This is a genomic window from Gordonia sp. 34D, from assembly GCF_056682775.1.
In genome coordinates this window covers 514,501-534,288 of the sequence record NZ_CM155293.1, presented here as the reverse complement: position 1 = coordinate 534,288, position 19,788 = coordinate 514,501, and the positions used below count along the sequence as shown (strand labels likewise).

General features: G+C 62.8%; 13 protein-coding genes and 1 tRNA gene. 4 read left to right on the top strand and 10 right to left on the bottom strand.

The annotated features are described in order from the left end of the window. The 4 genes from AC1L34_RS02455 to AC1L34_RS02440 all read right to left on the bottom strand — a co-directional run bounded on the left by AC1L34_RS02455 (position 1) and on the right by AC1L34_RS02440 (position 4,070). Complete coding sequence (locus tag AC1L34_RS02455) at positions 1-1,371, bottom strand: ABC transporter permease (protein ID WP_424296304.1); 1,371 nt, start codon at positions 1,369-1,371, stop codon at positions 1-3. Then, a complete protein-coding gene (locus AC1L34_RS02450; RefSeq protein ID WP_424296303.1) occupies positions 1,368-2,132 on the bottom strand; it encodes an ABC transporter ATP-binding protein in 765 nt (254 codons plus the stop codon). The genes AC1L34_RS02455 and AC1L34_RS02450 overlap by 4 nt, the downstream gene beginning before the upstream one ends. A gap of 103 nt (positions 2,133-2,235) precedes the next feature. Continuing rightward, a complete protein-coding gene (locus tag AC1L34_RS02445) occupies positions 2,236-2,877 on the bottom strand; it encodes a response regulator (RefSeq protein WP_424296301.1) in 642 nt (213 codons plus the stop codon). Further along, a complete protein-coding gene (locus tag AC1L34_RS02440; protein WP_424296299.1) occupies positions 2,874-4,070 on the bottom strand; it encodes a sensor histidine kinase in 1,197 nt (398 codons plus the stop codon). Before AC1L34_RS02440 ends, AC1L34_RS02445 begins: the two co-directional genes overlap by 4 nt. Before the next feature lie 166 nt (positions 4,071-4,236). Here AC1L34_RS02440 and AC1L34_RS02435 point away from each other — a divergent pair, with 166 nt between their 5' ends. Then, positions 4,237-6,276 carry a hypothetical protein gene (locus tag AC1L34_RS02435; protein ID WP_424322056.1) on the top strand — a complete coding sequence of 680 codons (2,040 nt, stop codon included), beginning with the start codon at positions 4,237-4,239 and terminating at the stop codon, positions 6,274-6,276. A gap of 96 nt (positions 6,277-6,372) precedes the next feature. On the opposite strand, the gene AC1L34_RS02430 is transcribed toward AC1L34_RS02435, so the two are convergent. Next, positions 6,373-6,446 (bottom strand) — tRNA-Ile (locus AC1L34_RS02430). Between the two features lie 103 nt (positions 6,447-6,549). Between AC1L34_RS02430 and AC1L34_RS02425 the strand changes: the two genes are divergently transcribed. After that, positions 6,550-8,286, top strand: coding sequence for a vWA domain-containing protein (locus tag AC1L34_RS02425; RefSeq protein ID WP_424322057.1), 1,737 nt, complete (start codon positions 6,550-6,552; stop codon positions 8,284-8,286). Between the two features lie 9 nt (positions 8,287-8,295). Here AC1L34_RS02425 and AC1L34_RS02420 read toward each other — a convergent pair whose 3' ends face one another. Next, the gene (locus AC1L34_RS02420) at positions 8,296-10,317 is read right to left on the bottom strand and encodes an OPT family oligopeptide transporter (RefSeq protein WP_424296486.1); all 2,022 of its coding nucleotides are present in this window, start codon (positions 10,315-10,317) and stop codon (positions 8,296-8,298) included. An 82-nt stretch (positions 10,318-10,399) separates the two neighbouring features. Then, positions 10,400-12,319, bottom strand: a complete 1,920-nt coding sequence (dnaG, locus tag AC1L34_RS02415; RefSeq protein WP_424296485.1) for a DNA primase — start codon at positions 12,317-12,319, stop codon at positions 10,400-10,402. Between the two features lie 197 nt (positions 12,320-12,516). Between dnaG and AC1L34_RS02410 the strand changes: the two genes are divergently transcribed. Beyond that, positions 12,517-13,011, top strand: coding sequence for a DUF4262 domain-containing protein (locus tag AC1L34_RS02410; protein WP_424322058.1), 495 nt, complete (start codon positions 12,517-12,519; stop codon positions 13,009-13,011). Between the two features lie 32 nt (positions 13,012-13,043). Here AC1L34_RS02410 and AC1L34_RS02405 read toward each other — a convergent pair whose 3' ends face one another. Together AC1L34_RS02405 and AC1L34_RS02400 are read right to left on the bottom strand one after the other, a co-directional pair. Next, on the bottom strand, positions 13,044-16,082 hold the full coding sequence (locus AC1L34_RS02405; protein WP_424325847.1) for a hypothetical protein: 3,039 nt from the start codon (positions 16,080-16,082) through the stop codon (positions 13,044-13,046). 260 nt (positions 16,083-16,342) lie between these two features. Beyond that, entirely contained in the window at positions 16,343-17,710 is a 1,368-nt protein-coding gene (locus AC1L34_RS02400; protein ID WP_424322060.1) for an FAD-binding oxidoreductase, read from the bottom strand. A 192-nt stretch (positions 17,711-17,902) separates the two neighbouring features. On the opposite strand from AC1L34_RS02400, the gene AC1L34_RS02395 reads away from it, so the two are divergent. Continuing rightward, positions 17,903-18,745 (top strand): alpha/beta fold hydrolase, encoded by an 843-nt coding sequence (locus AC1L34_RS02395; protein WP_424322061.1) that lies wholly within the window; start codon positions 17,903-17,905, stop codon positions 18,743-18,745. 82 nt (positions 18,746-18,827) lie between these two features. Here AC1L34_RS02395 and AC1L34_RS02390 read toward each other — a convergent pair whose 3' ends face one another. Further along, complete coding sequence (locus AC1L34_RS02390; RefSeq protein ID WP_480035083.1) at positions 18,828-19,523, bottom strand: S1 family peptidase; 696 nt, start codon at positions 19,521-19,523, stop codon at positions 18,828-18,830. Positions 19,524-19,788: the final 265 nt, after the last annotated feature.

The window sequence follows — 19,788 nt, the reverse complement described above, 5'->3', positions numbered from 1 at the left end:
TCATACGACTGCCAGCGCGTCGATCGGTGTCACGGACACCGCTCGGCGTGCTGGCGGTAATGCGGCCGCCACTACCAGCACCACAGTCCCAGCGACGATCGCCGCGAACGCTCCAACGGGAAGCCCAATGGGGAATCCGGGGGTCATTGCGCCAATCAATGACTGGCTGCCGATGGCGCCGTAGAGAGTGCCTAGGACGAGCCCACTGAGCATGGCGGTTCCGGACAGCGCCACCGATTCGAGGGTGATCGTTTGCCGCACTTGGCGTGCAGTGAATCCCATGGCGCGCAGCATGCCGATTTCGCGGGTCCGCCCAATTACGGTGAGCGACATGGTCGACATGAAGCCCACGGCCGCGATCACCACGGAGATTACGATCAGTCCGACGAGCACCCACGTGGTCATCGACAGGATTTTCTCTTGTTCGACGAGCTCTTCGGCCGTCAGGTCCCATCGGTCAGCAGAGGTACGCAGCGACGTCATTCCCGCGATAACAGTGGTCACCAGAGTGACGCCGATGAAGAGGCCAATCGTTGAACGGGTGGTGCGGGCCGGGTCGGCGACCGCATTCTTGCGTGCCAGCATGGCGGCGGGCGTGCGGCCCAGGAGGCGACCGATTCCGGCGACCAGCGATGGCACAATTGACCGGGCACCGATGAGGAATCCGGTTGCGGTGATGGCGGTGCCAAAGAAGGCGGCGAAGAAGCCTTCCGTACTTCCGTTCTCACCGAGCACTGCAGCACCCACCAGCAGTAGCGCCCCGAACCCGATCAGGATCACCGCAACCGAATGGCGCAGCCACACCCGTGTGGCGCGTCCCCCTGTCACTGCCGCACCGCTCAGCGTCTTCCGTGTTCCGACTAGCGTGGCGCACACGGCAACTCCCACCACCACGACAGCTGCGAACAAAGCGGATGGTGGTAAGTAGCTGTAACGAATGTCGGGCAGGACATCGCGCGAGACCATGACGACGCGGGCGATGTCCGCAGCGACGACTCCCGCGACCAGTCCGATCACGCTGCCGATGGTTGCCACTTTCGCAACCCCGCGGGTGAGGCTCGACCGCAGTTGGCTTGAGCTGGCACCGATGAGGCGGAGCAGTTCGAGTTGGTTGCGTCGGCCCGCGATAACGGTGTCGACGCCGTTGCTGATGACCAGCGCCGCGACGAACAGCGCAATTAGAATGAAGACGCTGGCAACAACACCGAGAATGACCCCGAGACCGCCGTCAGCGTCGTCTCCGGCACGGCGCAAAATGTCACTAGCGGTGAGAATAGTGCCTGCATATCCCGCGGACAGTCCACATACGACCCCCACCGTGGAAACTTCCCGCAGGGAACCGGTGGTCAGACGGTAGTCGGTGGCTTTCATGCTGCCACCCCCTGCAGGTTGATGAGGAGGTCGGAAATCTGGTGGGCGTCGAGTCCCCGGTATTCTCCGACGATCCGTCCGTCCGCGAGCACCAGGATGCGGTCGGCGTATGCGGCAGCAACCGGATCGTGGGTCACCATGGCGATGGCTTGCCCGTATTCGCGGGCCGCCGTCGTCAGGAGTGCGAGGACCTCGCGGCTGGTACGAGTGTCGAGGGCCCCGGTGGGTTCGTCGGCCAGGATGATGGTCGGCCGTCCGGCGAGTGCTCGGACGATCGCGACTCGTTGCTGCTGACCGCCCGAGAGCTGGGAAGGCAGGTGGTCCATTCGGTCTCGCAATCCGAGCGATCCCACGAGATGCGCTATCCATGCCCGCTGTTCGGCGTCGGGTTCATGTCCGGCCAACACAAACGGGAGGCGGATGTTTTCTTCCGCGGTCAGCGTGGGGATCAGGTTGAACGACTGGAAGACGAACCCAATGCTGGTGCGCCGCAAGATGGTTCGGGCGGTGTCGCCGAGTCCGCCGAGCGGGGTGTCGCCGAGCCAGATCTGCCCGGCGTCGATGTTGTCGAGCCCGGCCATCACGTTCATCAGGGTCGACTTGCCCGAACCCGACGGTCCCATAATGGCGGTGAACTCGCGGCGTCGAATATCCACGGACACGTCGCGGAGGGCATGGACGGGATTGGCGGGATCCCCGTAGGTGCGGGAGACGTTCCGGAGAACGACGGCGGGCCGAAGGTGCGGATCTGGTGTAGTCATGACTGCCACGCTATGACGCTGACCAGAGCGTTCGCGTCGCCCAGAAGGCTCGTAGGGATGCGACGTCAGGATGGTTTCCCATCATCCTGAAGTAGTACGGGCGTCAGACGATGCCGTGTTCGTAGGCGTAAACCACCAGCTGCACGCGGTCACGCAACGACAGTTTCGCCAACACTCGCGAAATGTGAGTTTTCACCGTCGCTTCGGACAGGAACTCGGCTTCCGCGATCTCCGCGTTCGACAGCCCGTTGGCCGCCCGAACCATAATTTCGCGTTCACGCGCGGTCAGGGCGTCGTATTCGGGGCCGGGCGTCGCGGACCGATTTCCGTGCCGCTCAAACAGCTTCCGGGTCGCCGAGGCTGCCACCACCTGGCTTCCGTCGGCGACGGCCCGGACGGCTGCGAGGAGGAAGTCTGGCTGAGCGTCTTTGAGGACAAAGCCACTTGCGCCAGCTTCGATAGCGCGGGCGGCAGCTTCGTCGACGTCGAATGTCGTGAGTACCAAGACTTTTGGGGCGCTCTCACCAAGGTCTGCCACGAGCTGCGCGGTCGCAGCGATGCCGTCGATTCCCGGCATCCGGACATCCATCAACACAACATCGGGCTTCGTGATCCGCACCGTGCTCGCCAGGTTGACCGCCGATGAAGCTTGCGTGACGACACTGATGTCGTCCTGACTTTCCAGGATCATCGCGATGCCTCCCCGAAAGAGCGGCTGGTCGTCGACAAGGGCGACGCGGATCATGAAATTCCTTCCGGGCGTGCTGGTATCGACAGGTCGACGGTCCAACCGTGGTCGGCGGCAGCGCTGGTCAGCGTACCGCCAGCGAGTTCGGCCCGCTCAGCCATCCCGCGGACGCCGTGGCCAGCCCCGCCCGGCGCCAACGGCGTAGCCGAGAGCGCGTTGTGGACTGTCAGTCGGCAGCCCTCGCTCCAGTCTTGGCGAACCGTCACAGGGCTCCCGAGATCGCCGTATTTCAGTGCGTTGGTAAGCGATTCGGTGAGGATCGCAAAAGCGACGCGCACATTGAGAGGCGACGCGGCGTCTTCGTCACCGACCGAATCCGTCTGCAGGATCATCCCGGCCGCCCGCATCCGGGCGTACAGCTGGTCGCGGTCGGTTCGCGTGTACGCGGCAGTCGTTTCAGTGCTCCGTAGTTCCTCAAGAACGCCGCGGACATCGGCGAGCGCCTGCCGTGCCGTGTCGGCGATGACACCAAGAGACTCTTTGACGGCGTCGGGGTTGGCGTCCAACGAAAAGCGCGCACCTTCGGCTTGGGCAACCACCACCGCCAGGGAGTGGGCCACCACATCGTGCATGTCGCGGGCCAAGCTCGATCGTTCGGCCTGCTCGTCGTAGAGGTCGAGGAGGCGTCGTCGTTCGAGTTCAGAGATCTGCGCGGCAATGCGAGCTTCCTCGACTCGCTGACGTTGGTAGCGCACGAAGCCGACGGTCCAACTCCCAACGAGGAGCACGGCAATAGCGAAGAACGTCAAGACGTTTCCAGCCAACGTCGATGCATTGTCAGTTGGTCCGTAGACCGGCGATCGCTGGTAGGCCCAGGCTGCGAATCCCGAACCGATCACCGCGACGATGAGCGATCCGCGACGCACCCACTGATTGGGATGGTTTCCGGCCGTGTAGTAAAGCACCGCATACAGCAGCGAGGGACCAACCGCGATGTCGTAGGTGACGACTTGGATCGCCGCAGAAACCAGCGCAAACAGCATCATCAGCGTGGGGGCGGAACGACGGCACATAAGCGCCAGCCCAACGAGAACCGACACGAATTGCTGCGTCCCATTTAGGCCCGAAGCCATAAGCAGGAGCACACCCAGGACGACAAAACCGACGACAGCGTCGCCAATCGCAGATCGCCGCGACAGGTTCGGAAACGCGAGCGGATCCGTGAACAGCCCGTTGCGTGCCAATCTCATTCCCCTACCGTGCCACAGCCCGTTCCATTCACCCGATGAGGTGAATCACGAGTGGCTCCGAACACGACCCACGGTGGAAAGAGGCCCAAATCACCAAAAGTGCGATACACCTCATATGAGCGTTCTGTGAGACCCCCTCACAGAACAGATGGTCATTGGAGTGTTCATGCGCGGTCAGCATCGTAAGCCCCTCAAGAAGTCCACCGTGACTCGTGCCGCCACAACGGCCGGCGCCCTTGCTGCGACAGCGACGCTGGCACTCAGCACTCCCAACCTCGCGACCGCCGCGACGGCCCCGAACCACAGTCAGGTAATCAGCGACTTCTCGCACGCCCTCGACAACTTCCTGTCCGGCGCCAATAGCGCCAACCAGGGCGGCAACAGCATCTGGAATCCGATCGCCGAACAGAGCGGCGGGATTCTGCCGATTTTGAGAAGTGACTACAAAAAGACCGATCTGACTAACCTGACAGATATCAGCGGCTTGATCAGCGCCCTGAAGGACATCGTCGAGATGGACCTACCTTGGGGTACAACCCCCGGTGCCTTGCCCGACATCGTGCTGCCCGGTGGGCAAACCATCAACGTCGCAGACATCCTGCCAGGCAAACTTCCGGGTGTCGAAGCGCTCACTGGCGTACTCGACCTGCTCGACGGCCTGTTCACCTATCCAGTTCCGATCCTCGGCGTGACATTGGGTGAGGTCATTGGGAACCTTCCCATTCCAGCACTCGGCAACCTCATCAAGGGCCTTGAAATCACCCACAGTAGTTACGAATCCGGCTGGGACTGGGGCGCCCTCGGCGCAGGCAAGACCGATATCCAAAACAATCTGATCAAGACGCCCGGCCAACTGATTCTGGACCTGACGACGATCGACATCCTCAACAAACCGCTCACTAGCGCCCTTCTGGCGCAGCTCGGTTTGCCGTCCCTAGATATCCCCCTGATCGGCGGCTTGCTTCCCAGCATCAACGGCATACTCGGCAATGTTCCCGGAGTCGATCCCGGCAACTTCGAACTCCCAGGTATTAACTTGCCAACCGCGACTGTTTGGGTTCCTCAGGGCAGCGGCCAATACAACCTGCTCGGCTTCAATTCAGGTTGGTGGGCTGCAGTGCCCACCGCAGCACTTGCATTCCCGGCAATCCCCGGTGTCAGCGATCCTTTCGATCTCACAGTCTCGGTGCCGATCACGTCGGTCAGCGCCGGACTGCCGTTCGGCCTCGCCGAAGCGGGCAACATGCACATGACGGTGATGATGCCGCTTGACAACGGCCTGTACTCGCCGCTTGAATTCGACATGACCAACGTCAACACGGCGTTCGGCTTCGGCGTCACAAACATCAATATCAAGAGCAACAACTATCTCGGCACCAACGGCATCAACGTCAACAATGGCCAGAACGTCCTGCTTCTGCAGAACCCGCTACTACCAATCCCGATCGTCTATTCGCTCGGCGGATTCAACGTCGGCCCGGCAGGCGCGGGCATCTACATGCCGTCACTGTTCGGTGTCGCGTTGCTCCCGGACCTGCAGTTGGGCGACAAGCCAGCCGTCAAGCTCGGCCTTCCAAGGGGAGCCGACGACGCCCTCGCCGCACTGGGACTCGACGCACTTCTGAACAACCCGCTGGTCCCGACGTCGCTGCTCAACGTGACCGGCCTGCTGCCACTGATCGGACTGCCCAACGTCAACGGCTTCATCGGCGACGCCGAGGCCGCCCTCAGCCCCTTCTACCTCAATACCATTGGTGCGCTGTTGAGCCCGCTGTCGTCGTTCGCAACCGAACAGTACGGTCCGTTCATCAACGGCACGGGCACCAACATCTTGAAGGCATCGGAGATGTTCAAGGACATCGCCGAAAAGTTGGGTGGCACCCTCTCAGACGTGCAGGCACCGACCAACCTGCTTGCCACGCAGGATGTGTCGAGCGCGGTCGACGATACAACCGCTGGTAGGCACACAGTGGATCCGAGCAATCCGGATCAGATCCCGTTCGCCGACATCAAGGCAAACCTCACGCCCGAGACGGCGGTTACTCCGACCGCACCTGAGCCCATTCCGGACACGCAGGCACCGCCGGTCGAGTTCCCAGCGGACGTTGTTCCCCCGGTCGTCGACCAAGCCCCGGCAACGAGCGACGCGCCCGCTGCCCCCGCAGACCTGGCACCGGTAAGCGACCTGACCGAGCCCGCGGCCTAACCGCAACGCAAAAGGTTCCCGCACCCTTTCTGCTTGTCGAACTATGTTGCGTCATAGTGCGACAACCAGAAAGGGTGCGGGAACCTTCTTGCTAAGTGGGGCGAGCGGGGCTCGAACCCGCGACCAGCTGATTATGAGTCAGCGGCTCTAACCGACTGAGCTATCGCCCCCTGGGTCGGAAACGACCCGAGGATTGAGAATACCTTCACCCATACGGACGCTTGTGTCCGGATCACGAAGTCCCCGGATTCCCTCAGACTTACGGTTGGAGCCATGCGCGCAATCACCTTCAGGCGGAGCCAGCTACGAGCCACTACCCTGCTCGCACTAACTGCCGGTGTCACCCTGCTGCTCGGGGGCTGCTCAGCCCTGTCGACCGACGGCACACCGACCAAGTCGTCGAGCAATGGCGCACCGAACTCCGGGAATCAAGTGACACCGCAAGCCATTCCGACGGTGGTAGTCCTCGACGCATCCGACTCGATGAACACGCCAGACGCACCCGGGGTCCGCCTTGAGGCCGCAAAATCTGCGGTAACGGCCCTCGCCGGAGGCCTGCCGGCAGACACCGACTTCGCGGTCGTCGCTTTCGGCTCCGAACTACCCGCGGCACGCACCTCGCAGAACATCGGATGTACCGACGTCAAAACCGTGCTGCCGCTGGGCCCGCTCGACAAGTCCAAGCTGCAGATCGCCCTCACGGGCATCACCGCACAAGGATTCACCCCGATCGCGAATGCCCTCACCGAAGCATGGAAGCAGCTACCCCGCAGCGGACCAGCGTCGATTGTCGTCGTCTCCGACGGCGAATCCACGTGCGCACCCGACCCATGCCAAACGTCAAAGACGTTGCATTCGCAGCGCCCCGACGTCACCATCAGCGCCGTCGGTTTCCGCACGGATGCCGCCTCGCTGCAGTGTGTCGCCACTGAAGGCGGCGGCATCTTCATCACCGCCGACAATGCCGCCCAACTCAGCGCGCGCCTCGCCGCTGCACAAAATGCCGACAGCGCCGCAACACGACTATCGACCACCTCGCGCGGCACCATCACGCTCGGCGACACCCTCGACGACATCCGCAAAGCCAATCCCGGCTTCCCGTCGAACGGGACCAAGAGCGGCGACCGCACCATTTATCTGTGGGAAGACTGCACCTACGGCTTCGACGGCTCCGGCAAGCTCATCGAAATCGCCCCCGGCAACCCTGCTGGGAGCAGCGGCGTCACCATCGACGGTGTCGGCAAAGGCACTCCGGGGTCGCGGGCCATCGAACTCTACGGCGAGCCCCTGGAGGATAAGGACTCCGTCGCCACCTTCCCTGCCGACGTCAAAGCAGGCACCGCGTACAAACTCGGTTACGAAGGCGGCAAGGGAATCAAGGACGGCACCGTCACGACCGTCATCCTGTGCGGTTGCCTTCCCTCGACGACAGGCAGTTCCACAGCGTCCGGTACCTCAAATGGACCGGAGGTGGTGAACGTAGTCGCCGTCGACAAGAGCGGCAACCCGATTAACGGCTTCACTGTCGGTCCAGCAGGTGTCGCCTACTCCGGCACAGACTGCTATGGAATCGGAGCCGGAGCCTCGACGGCCGGCGTCTACCAGTGCGGCTCCACTGCCGACGCCTCGTACGCCTGTTGGCCGGGGAAAAACGGAACGCTCCTGTGCGCCGCATACCCGTTCGACAAGAAGCTCACGCCCCACAGTTTTTCCGGGTCGCTGCCCACCGCAACTCCGAAACCGAATGTCGACCCGTGGGCGCTAGAACTCGTCAACGGGGCGCAATGCCTAGTCAGGGTCGGCGGCGCGTGGCCATTCCCACCGACCGGATACGACTACGGCTACGGCTGCTCGTTGCCCAACAAGGAGCACTTCTTCGTCTACAAGAAGAGCGGGGCGGACCTGTTCAATAAGTCCGGCAAGGAGTGGACGGTATTTCACGGTGAGGATAAGTCGACCCCCACCCCTATCGCGGTGAAGAAGATCTTCTACTCGGCAGCTGAAAAGTAGCTGGCCGCCCTACTTCTTCGGCAACACCGATTGTGTCTCCGGGCCGTCACTCGCGAGCTTCTTGGTGTAGCTGTACAGCCATGTGATCCCGATGGCGAACACGACGACGCCGATGACCTGCATCCAGTTACCGAGGCCGTCGCCGACGATCGCGAGGGGGTCACTGTCGCCTGAACCGGCGACGATGGCCGCATAGATCACGCCGTAAAGGCTTTCGCCGACGATCAAGCCGGTGGCGAGCAGGACGCCGAGGCGCTTCTTGCGTTCGACGTCTCCGCCAGTACGGTCAGCCCACTTGTTGTAGGCGAGGCCGAGGAAGGCACCGATCGGAATGATCAGCGTCAACGACATTGGCAGGTACATGCCCATGCCGACGGCCAGGGGCGGTAGTTTCAAGTTCTTGGTGGTCCGCTTGAGAACTTCGTCGATGGCAATCACGACGGCACCGATGGCGGCACCGAGGCCAATCAGCGCCCAATTGAGGTCGCCACCGAAAACGCCCTTGGCGAGCGTCGACATCAGTGCGGCCTGCGGTGCCGCGAGAGCATTCTCGCCGGCACCTTCCATACCGACGAAACCGAACGCCGTGTTCATCAAGCCCAAAATCGGCGGAATGATCGCAGAACCGAACAGAACACCAATGATCAGCGCCACCTGCTGCTTCCACGGTGTCGCACCCACGAGTTGGCCGGTCTTCAGGTCTTGCAAATTGTCGTTCGAGATGGTCGCGACACCAAATACGACCGCCGCGGTAAACAGCGTGTAAGCGATCAGCGTTTCAGTCTCCGACGTACTGCCCGCTGGCCCATAAGTCAGCTTGATCAACAGCGCCGCGCACAGGACGACCAAGACACCGACACCGGAAATCGGGCTGTTCGACGATCCGATCAGCCCGGCCATGTAGCCGCAGACTGCGGCGACGACGAGTCCGATGACGAACACGAAGATCACCGAGACCACCACGATGCCGAGCGCGCTCCCCATGAGCGCGGTGTCTCGCAGGAAGTCCCAGAGCAGCCAAGCGATGGGAATCATCGCGACCACCACCGTCAGACCGACGTATGTAATAGGAATGTCGCGTTCGGTGACGTCGACTTCCTGACCTGCCTGGCGCTTACGGGCGCTCGCCCCGGCGTCGATGATGCCGCGAATGATGGGCCCGATAACAACGATCAGTGTCCACACGGCGGCCACTGCGATCGCGCCGGCACCCACCATGCGGACGTCGGAACTGAAGACGCCGCTGACCGCGTCGAGCAGGTCGCCCGACGGAATGGAGTTCCAGGTGCGGATCGGGAGCACAACAAAGAACGAGATCACCAGGCCGACGACCATCGCAATGCCGACAGCAATACCCACGAGGTGACCAACACCAATTAGCGCCATAGACAGGCTTGCGCCGATCATCGTCGCGCCGGAACCCACTTTGAAGGCTGCCGCAACGTTGGTCGACAGCAACTTCAGCGACCCGAGGAACGTAAACAGCGCCGATCCGATGGCACCGACGACGATCGCGCGCATACCGCCGCGATTGGCGTCGGGCGAGGTGTCTTCGGGGTCACGACCGGACGTATCCCCCACTTTGAGGACCTCGGCGGCAGCAATACCTTCCGGATACGGCAGGTCGGAACCCGTCACCAGGGCACGCCGCAGCGGAATCGAGTACATCACGCCGAGAATGCCGCCGATCGCGCACACCGCCACCGTCTCCCAGTACGGGAATCCCGTCCACCAGCCGATCATGATGAGGCCGGGCAGCACAAAGATGATCGCCGACAGTGTGCCTGCCGCCGACGCGATGGTCTGCACGATGTTGTTCTCGACGATCGAATGGTCTTGGAAGTACCGCAGGATCGACATCGAGATCACCGCTGCGGGGATCGCCGTGGCAAAGGTGATGCCCACCTTGAGCCCGAGATACACATTCGCGGCGGTAAAGACGAGTGTGATGAGCCCGCCCAGCACGACGCTGCGAAGGGTCAATTCACGAATTGAACTCCTCGGCCTTGGACTTGTTACCGACGTTGCCATGCGTGCTATCCCCATCCCACGACGCGTTAATTACGACAGGGATTTAGCTTACGGCCCGCGGCCCGACGCCGTACCGGGACTCCTAACCGATGGCGTCGGCGCCCGGCTCGAAGGCCTGCTCCAGCAAGCTCCGTCGGTACGACTCCAACGCCACGAGATCGCCAAACAGTGCGTTGTAGCCGTCGGGGTCATTGCTGGGCGACATGCGCCGCAACTTCGACTTGATGTCGGCAATCTGGGATCCCACCCAGATCTCCTGCGACCGCGCGAGCACGCTCGAAATGTATTGCGGGATCCGATCGTCTTCGACGGGAATCGGTTCGACGGCCAACTCCGTCACCAGCGGGGCGACAGCCGGATTGTCAATCAGTAGGTTGTGAACGGCGTCGACCCAGGCCGCACCACCGAGCCCGCTGGCCGCACCACCGGCGTTGGCGATGGCCTCGCGGATCAATAGGTACGACGGGTCGGTGAAGCACTCTCCGGGCAGCGAGTCGAAGACGGTACCCGCGATCGCCGGATACTGCAGCGCGGACTTGAGCGCTTCGCGTTGCTGCCACAGTCGCGGATCGTTCGGCAACGGTCGGGCGGTCGGCGGAGTCGACATCGCTTCCGGCCGCGTCCGCGAATCCCGCTGCTGCTGACGCGAATGTCCGCCCCTGCCGCGGCCGTACCGCTTGGCGTCTCCGCGCACACGCGAAAGCACCTGGGCCACGTCGTCCCAACCGACCCAACCGGCAAGCTGACGTGCGTACTCATCGCGGAGAGCAACGTCGCGGATCCGTGCGACGACCGGGACCGCGTCCCGCAGCGCAGCCACGCGCCCTTCCGCGGTGTCGAGATCTTGCTTGGCGATCAGCATCTTGATGGCGAACTGGAACATGGGGATGCGGCGGGCGATCAAGTCCCGCAAAGCGGGGTCGCCGGATTTCATCCGCAGGTCGTTGGGGTCCATTCCGTCGGGAGCGACGGCGACAAAGGTTTGACCCGCCACCGACTGCTCCCCTTCGAAAGCCTTCATTGCGGCGGCTTGACCTGCCGCGTCACCGTCGAAGGTATAGATCACTTCGCCGCGGAAATACGAGTCGTCCATCATCAGGCGACGAATCAACGCGAGGTGGTCCTCGCCGAAGGCGGTGCCACAGGCTGCGACAGCGGTGGTGACGCCCGCCAGGTGCATCGCCATGACGTCCGTGTAGCCCTCGACAATGACCACTTGGTGCCCCTTGGCGATGTCCCGCTTGGCCAGGTCGAGGCCGAACAGCACCTGTGACTTCTTGTAGAGCATCGTCTCGGGCGTGTTCATGTACTTGCCGAGTTGGTCATCGTCAAAGAGCTTGCGGGCACCGAACCCGATGACGTCGCCGCCCAGATTGCGGATGGGCCACAGGAGCCGACGGTGGAATCTGTCGATCGGCCCCATCCGCCCCTGTTTCGACAGGCCGGCCGCCTCCAGCTCAGAGAACTGGAAGCCTTGCTTGAGCAGGGCTTTGGTCATCACGTCCCACCCTGCGGGCGCATACCCGCAGCCGAAATGCGCCGCGGCTTTGGCGTCAAATCCCTTGGCGGTCAAGAAGTCCCGTGCCGCTTGAGCATCCGGGGTCGCGAGTTGTTCGGCGTAAAACTGCTGCGCCGCCGCATTCGCCGCGACCAGCCTTGCCCGGGTACCGCGGTCGCGCTTGATGGCTGCGCCGCCACCCTCGTAGTTGATCGTGTAGTTGAGGCTGTCGGCGAGTTGCTCAACCGCCTCGACGAAGCTGACGTGCTCAATCTTCTGCAGGAACGAGTAGACGTCGCCACCTTCACCGCAACCGAAGCAGTGAAAATGCCCCTGGTGCGGGCGAACATGGAAGGACGGGGTCTTCTCGTCGTGGAACGGACAGAGTCCGGTCAACCGGTCAGCGCCGGCTCGACGAAGGGTCACGTACTCGCCGACGATGTCTTCGATCCGCGTCTGTTCGCGTATTGCTGCGATGTCGTGATCGGGGATTCGGCCTGGCACGCGACCAGTCTATGCGCCCTGCCCGATTCCCCGGTGACCACTGTCCACAGGATCGACTTTGCCCACCTTTCCGCAGGTCGCAAACCACCTCCGGCGTTTCATCACAAAAATGTCAGATCCCCGATCTACTGTGAAATCACCAATCGAACATTTGAGCGAATAATTAATTTTCGCGAACCAACGCCAAGGAGGCCATCATGTGCGAGTTCGATCCCCGGTGCGACGGCTCGGACGACCTTGTCGGCGGCGCACTCGCCCTCATCGCGCAGGGCCGCTGGGCGGTCACGGGCGTGTTCGGCAGTGTGGGCCATCCCCCGTTGGCCTACACCACCGGACTCACCGAGTTGGGCTTGCCGGAGTTAGCAATCACCGGCCTGCCACCCGATCTCGCCTGCGTGTTGCTCAACCACGCCGCGCAAGCATCGGTCGACGGCACCGTGGTCGCTGCGGGTTCGCGTGTTCACGCGGGCATGCGGAAGCCCGTGTGGTTTGAGGCGATCGACGTGATCGACCTCGAACCGCTGCGACTTAGTCGGCTGATCTTCGGCCAGGGCTTCAGCACCGTGCAGTTGGTGTGGCCCGACCACGCCGACCGCTACCCGTGGCAGGTTGGCTACTCCATCCCGTCCAACGTTCAACCCTTGATGGGTGTGCCGACGGCACGCCCCTCCTCGGGCAACGCGGTCGCCTGAGGTACGCCGTCACCCGAGGTGCTGTGCGGCGTTTATCCGGTCGCCCGCATCTTGTCGAGGGCGTCCGCCCGCACAACCGCCGCGTTCGCGATCAACAGGTCTGCGGCCACCATCGCCGGACAGTAGTCGGCCAATGTGGCCCACATGGCCCGGGCTTCGTCGGTCAGGACCGGCGTCTTCAGACGGCCATAGGCCTGCAGACGTCCAATCGCCGCGAAAGCAAGGGACTGCATCGATAGGAGCATCCATGGATTACTGATGGTGTCGACGCCGTGCAGCGCTTCGTTGCGGGCCGCGATCATGTCGTACAGCTCGGGTGAGGATCGTCGCACGTCGCGCAGCGTTTTGTTTACGTAGCGGGGGGCTTCCGAACTGACCGGGTCAGTCATCCACTCGTCGCGCCGATGGAAGGCCTCAATGGTCGCCGCAGTCCGCATGTCGACATCAACCAACGGTCCGGGCACAATCCGGAAGGGCTCAAACATTGCTTCCACCTGGGCACGGTCCATGTTGTTGACGGCGAGAACGTTACGGTCAAACACGCCGGTGCGCGGGTCCTCGAGGCGTCCCGTCGCCAGAATGCGCAGCAGGTCTTCGCCACCACGCGCCGCCAAAAACGACTGCACATTGTCGCGTTGCGGAGCATCCTGATCCACTACCGCCGACGTCGCCAGAATGCAGCTGATGAATGGGTTCGGGTGCGGCCCAACGTAATCCGTCGGTGCCTCAAAGATCTGTTCAGCCAAACCCGAACGAATCAACAAAGCCGGAATGCGCGACGGTGCGACCGGGCTGTCGCCCAGCGCCTCGAGGGAGGCCGTCGGTTCAGCGGTCAGAATCTCATCGACCGGGGCAACGACGGCATTGATCGGAGTCGCCTCCGGCGTCGGCGCGTTCACTTCTTCGGCCTGTACCGTGTCCAAACGCAGCCACTGCGCGGTCAGTCCTTCACCGACGTGGTCGATGGTTTCCGGTGCCTCGACCGGCGCCGACCGCACGACAGTCGCGATTTCCGTTTCTTCGGTATCGCCATTCTCGTCCTCGATCAGCGCAACGAGGGTGCCGGTGAGCAATCGCTTTGCGGCATCGCTCACCGACTTGGTTGCCAGCGAGAACTCCACACCCGAACGCTCGTCGGCTTCCCACTCGCGCACAATGTCGGCATCGGCGTCGAGCAGCGCGAACGACACATCGCTCGCACCCGGCACGCGAACCGTCAACCGGCCAGGGCCCGCCTCGTCCACACCGATCGTCGGCAACGACGTCTGCCATGTCGCCGAATGGCCCGGATGCTCAAACCGGATCTCCGCATGCGGCGGGCACACCACCACATCGAGGGCCGTCTCGTCGGTCCGAATCACCGTCGCACGTTCGGTCTCGATTGCCTCGAACGACAGCTCCGGCTCGTCGATCGTCAACCCCTCGGATGCCAGCACCGTCACCGATGTCGACAATCCGTCCGCCTCCGGCAACCGAAGTACCGGATCATGGCTGCATTCAAGACCTTCCGCGAGCACCACGGACAGTCGTAGGTCGAGGCCGTACGAATCACCTGCGGCAATCTCATAGCGCCCGATCAGTGGCTCGGCGAGGCCGTCAAACGGGTCGGCCGACGTCACGTAGTCAGCAGAGGCCCACGGGTAGTCGATCGCCCAGTCCAGGTCGCCAACACGGCGGACCCGAACCCGCCACTCCTTCGTGTCGTCACCGTCGTGCGCCGGCAGATCCACCAGGGGACGTTCGGCATAGACGGGGTCCCCCGACCGCGCCACAATGCCCGAAAGGGCTTCTGGCATCGCAAATCCCAGGGTTTCAATCGGAAGCACGCGGCGCGCACGACCGTCCTTGCCGAGGCGCCGAGCCGTTAGTTCCGCGTGCCCGGCAAGGTCCACCGTCCGCAATTCCCAGCCACCCCACGGGGCCGGGCGGCAGTCGGTAATGGCGATCTTTGTCCCGACCTCGGAGACCAGGTCCGTGTCATTTGGCACCAAGACCAGAAGTTCGGTGGCGGGCAGCGACACGAACCGAGAGACAATCCGACCGTCCACGCCAAAGACGATCAGCGGGTCGGTTGGGTCGAAAAGCGGAACGATTCGACGGATACCCGTATCGAGGTTGATGAGTACGGTCTCGCGGACCACCGCGTCAATCGGCAGGGAGGCCGCTTCGTCGGCGGGGACCGCAATCTGTTCGGGAGCGCCGCCGGTCCAAACTCGCCACGTGGTGTCGGTGGCCGACTGCGGCACCAGCACTCGAATCTCACCGTCGACTGCGTCGATCCGGACTTCGGGGAAGCGACTGGTGCACAACGCAATCGCAGCCGTGTCGCCGTCGAGGAACGGTGCCGACCGCAGGCAGTCGATGGCTGCGCGAAGAATGCCTGTCGGCAGGTCGGCCGTGGTCGGCGTAATGGCGTCGAGCGTCCACGTCGTCGGATGTGCCACGGTAGCGACCAGCAGTTCGGTGAGCCGATTGAAGATCCCGACGGCCACCGCGGGTGCGTACTTGAGCAGGATGCGGAACTCGGCGGGAAGGTTCACCTGCCGATGCTTAAAGCCGTGCTCGGTAATGTTTTCCAGAATGGCGGTGCCGCGGGGATCGCGCCCGGCGCGTACATGTTGCTCCACCACTTTGACGAGAGCAGCGACGGTCGTCGCACTCAGGCCTGCGTGCAACTTCATAAGCGGGGCAATGCTCTTGGCACGGAGCGCCTCCACGTCGCGGAGGCCGCATTCGCGGAGCAGATCGCCAAGGAGTTGCGCGACGACGGCCTCGAACGCCTCGTCGCGGTCGCGGCCGATGGTCTTCCAGAAGCTATCCCAGTAGTCGGAGCCAGGCTCGGTGAGCGCCGCATGGCCGACCAACCCCGTGATCACCAACGCCGGGAACCGCATGAGCAGCGCGATGTGAGCACCCGCCGGAATCTCATCCATGAGGGCACCGATGTGGTCGCGTGCGCAGGCGTACTGCCGGGGATGAAGGTCAACCTCCAGTAGAAGGTCAACGCTGGTGAAGGAGTCCCGAAGCTCGGTCTCGAATCCGGTCGCACGATCCGTTACTGACGCCGTCATTCGAGCTGTCTCACCACACCTTTTCTCACGCTGGCACCGCACCGGTCGGGGGCCACCTGGACAGGGGGACATTACCTCTCGCGGACAGGTTTCTCCGCACCGGGATTCGGCTCTGTGTCGATGTTCACGCGGGCTTGACGAACCCCGTTTCTTGGCCCACACAAGTCCATCCGCGAGACCCCACGACAACTCCACGCGGATGCCGAGGTGGGCGATAGCTCACGGCGGCGTTGAGGTATACACGACCCCGCCGTCACCGTCTAGAACATCACTCCGGGATTCAATAGCCCGTCTGGGTCGACGGCCTTCTTGATCAGGCCCATTAGGTCCATGACGTCGTCGCCAACTTGGTCTCGGAGCCACCCCTTCTTGAGACGACCAACACCGTGTTCACCAGTTATGGTGCCGCCCAACGAGATTGCCAATTCCATGATCTGACCGAACGCCTGGTTGGCTCGGGCCGTCTCATCGGCGTCAGTGGGATCATGCACGATCAGCGGATGCGTGTTGCCGTCGCCTGCGTGCGCGATCACAGAGATCACGACACGATTTTTCGCTGCGATGGCTTCGACGCCGTCGATCAGATCGGGCAACGCTGGCAGTGGAACTCCGACATCTTCAAGCAGGAGTGCGCCGAGTTTCTCCACGGCCGGAATCGCCGCGCGACGGGCTGCGGTAAATGCTTCCGACTCCACCGCATCAGATGTTGAGAACACCTCTCCCGCGCCACACTCGGTAAAGGCCTTTTCGATGAACGCGACTTCGGCCTCACCTGCGGGGCCGGGGGCATCCGACTGGGCGACGAGCAGTGCGCCCGCAGTCCGGTCGAGCCCCATCTTCAACATGTCCTCCACGGCGTTGATGGAGATGGAGTCCATGAACTCCAACATCGCGGGCCGAATTTTCGCCGTCACGGCCACGACCGCTTCACTGGCCGCACGGACCGACGGGAACGACCCCACCACGGTGCATGCTGGCGGCTGCGGCGGCAACAGCCGCAGCGTCGCCTCGGTGACGATCCCGAGAAGACCTTCACTGCCAACGAACAGCTTGGTGAGGGGTAGGCCCGCTGAGTCTTTAAGTTGCTTGCCGCCAATGCGCACGGCACGACCGTCAGCGAGTACCACTTGCAACCCGAGGACATAGTCCACGGTCACGCCGTACTTGACGCAACACAGGCCCCCGGCATTGGTGGCCACGTTGCCACCAATGCTGCAGATCTCGAATGACGACGGGTCCGGCGGGTACCAGAGTCCGTGGTCGGCAGCGGCTTCCTTTACTTCCGCGTTGAGCATGCCGGGTTGGGTGACGACCGTTCGCGTCGCCGTGTCGACCGTCATTTGGCGCATTTTCTCGGTGGAGATCATGACGGCACCGTCGACGGCCGTAGAACCTCCGGACAGGCTGGTCCCCGCGCCCCGGGTGATGATTGGAACGCCTTGCGCGGCACACCATTTCACCGCTGTCTGAACGTGCTCGGTGGTCATTGGACGAACCAGTGCCAGTGGGATTCCGGCCGACGGATCGTTGGCTCGATCGAATCGGTACGCGCCCAGGATGTCCCGGTCGGTGATGACCATTCCCGCGGGCAGCGATTCGATGAGGGGTATTAGATCCGGTGCACTCATGGGTCCACGATAGATTCCCTGCTTCTCAACCATGCAGCTTCGTAACCATGCAGCCTGTCCGCGACATCTTGGCCCCAGCGTCTGGCCCCGGGGTCTTGACCCCAGGGCCGGGACAACATAGGTTCGCCGCAGAACGGATCTTTCCGTAACTCACTGTCACGGAAATCCTGGTGGACTAGTTCGGGAGTTGGCATGGAAACCTTTTCACGCGCAGGCCTGACCTTCGACGTCGTCGACTCGTCGGAGGACCCCTCTGTGCGCACCGACAAGGGGACCGTGGTTCTGCTTCATGGTTTTCCACAAACGTCGCATTCGTGGCGTCTGGTGACGCCGCTTCTGAATCAGCGCGGCTATCGAACGATCGCGCCGGACCAGCGCGGCTACTCTCCGCAAGCCCGCCCGCGCGGCCGATTTGCTTACCGCATCAGCGAACTCGTCAGCGATATTGAGTCGCTGATCATCCAGTCCGATGCTGGGAAGGTTCATCTCGTCGGACATGACTGGGGCGGACAAGTTGCCTGGGCCTTGGCTGCAACGCGCCCCGATTTGGTGGAAACGCTGACGAGTATCTCGGTGCCGCACCCCGCCGCATTCGTCGCCTCCATCAAGCAAAGCGACCAACTCCGGCGGTCGTGGTACATGGGCGCATTTCAATTACCAGCGCTCCCGGAGTGGATGGCGCAGGTGCGGCCGCAAATGTTCGAGAAGATGCTCACCGATACCGGTATGGATGAGGCGATGATCGCCGACACCTACGAGCGCGTGATCAATACGGAGTCCCTGACCGGCGGTATCAATTGGTATCGCGGCCTCCCTTTCGCGAATCCAAAGAAGACTGGACGACGCATTACTGTCCCGACTTCGCACGTGTGGGGTGCCGGCGACGGTGCCCTGACGCGTCGAGGCGCCGAACTCACCGGCAACTATGTGAATGCCGACTACCGACTTCACATCCTCGAACACGCCAGCCACTGGATCCCCGACCAGAATGCGTCGGAGCTAGCCGAGATCATCTTGGATCGCATCGAAAACTAGGTCAGCCGCCTCCACCCTCGGAGACCAAAAAGACGCGGGCCGGGTCTGTCTAGACCCGGCCCGCGTCGAACGTCGTGCTCGGTTACACCGGGCGGAAGCCGGAGCCGACCGCCGTGGTGCGGTTGAGAACCTTAACGATGTCGGTCATCTTGGTGGCGACCATCGGCGTGTAGATCGGAAGCGCCGGGTGGACGCACTCGATCGAGGTACCGGGGCCCGCGATAGTCAGCGCACCGTTAAGCATGCCGACAACGCGACCGTTCGAGATGATGGGGCCGCCGGAGTCACCGGGGGCTGCGCACACGTAATTGAATGCGGTGGCACCCTCGGAAACAAGAGTAGGGCCGCAGGTGTAGCCGGTGGTACGGCCCGACTTGCAGACATTGCTGAACGGCTGCGGGTAGGTGCCGACACGCGAAATGCGGGCGGGCCCCACCGATCGAACGGGGCGGACGCGGCTCGGATCGAGGCGGATCACAGCCACATCCCACGACTTGCTCTTGGTGACGATGCGTCCAATGGTGCCCGCGCCGCGATTGCGTTCCAGCGAGATGGGCGCACCGAGGTTTCCGCAGTGGCCTGCGGTCAGCCCGACGAGATTGCCGCTGCGGTCGTGGCCAACTGTCGTCATGGTGCACAAGTACTTGCCGCTGATGACGATGCCGGAGCCACCACCGACAGCTGTGGTCGGTGCCGCGTTGGCGACCGAGACGGCGGCCGGACTAAGCAGCATTGCCGCAGCTCCAACGGCAAAAAGTGTTCGACGAATGAGCTTCACTTGGTTCCCCCAATAGGTGTGAAATCAGTTGCTGTCCGATGCGCGGTAGTCCCGCAACCTCGAACGTGGAGGATCGACGACCCCCGCACGGAACCTGAATGCCCCCCAGATTCCTTCAGCAGTCAAACACACGGACGTCTATCTCCCAAACGGGGCACGCATGCGGTCACTCACACTCTTGAAAACGGTGTGTTGCAGCACGCCGGGGCCGCACCACCGGTCGCTCCGGTTCGATTCGGCCTGAAGCTGTCGGATCCTGGTGCTA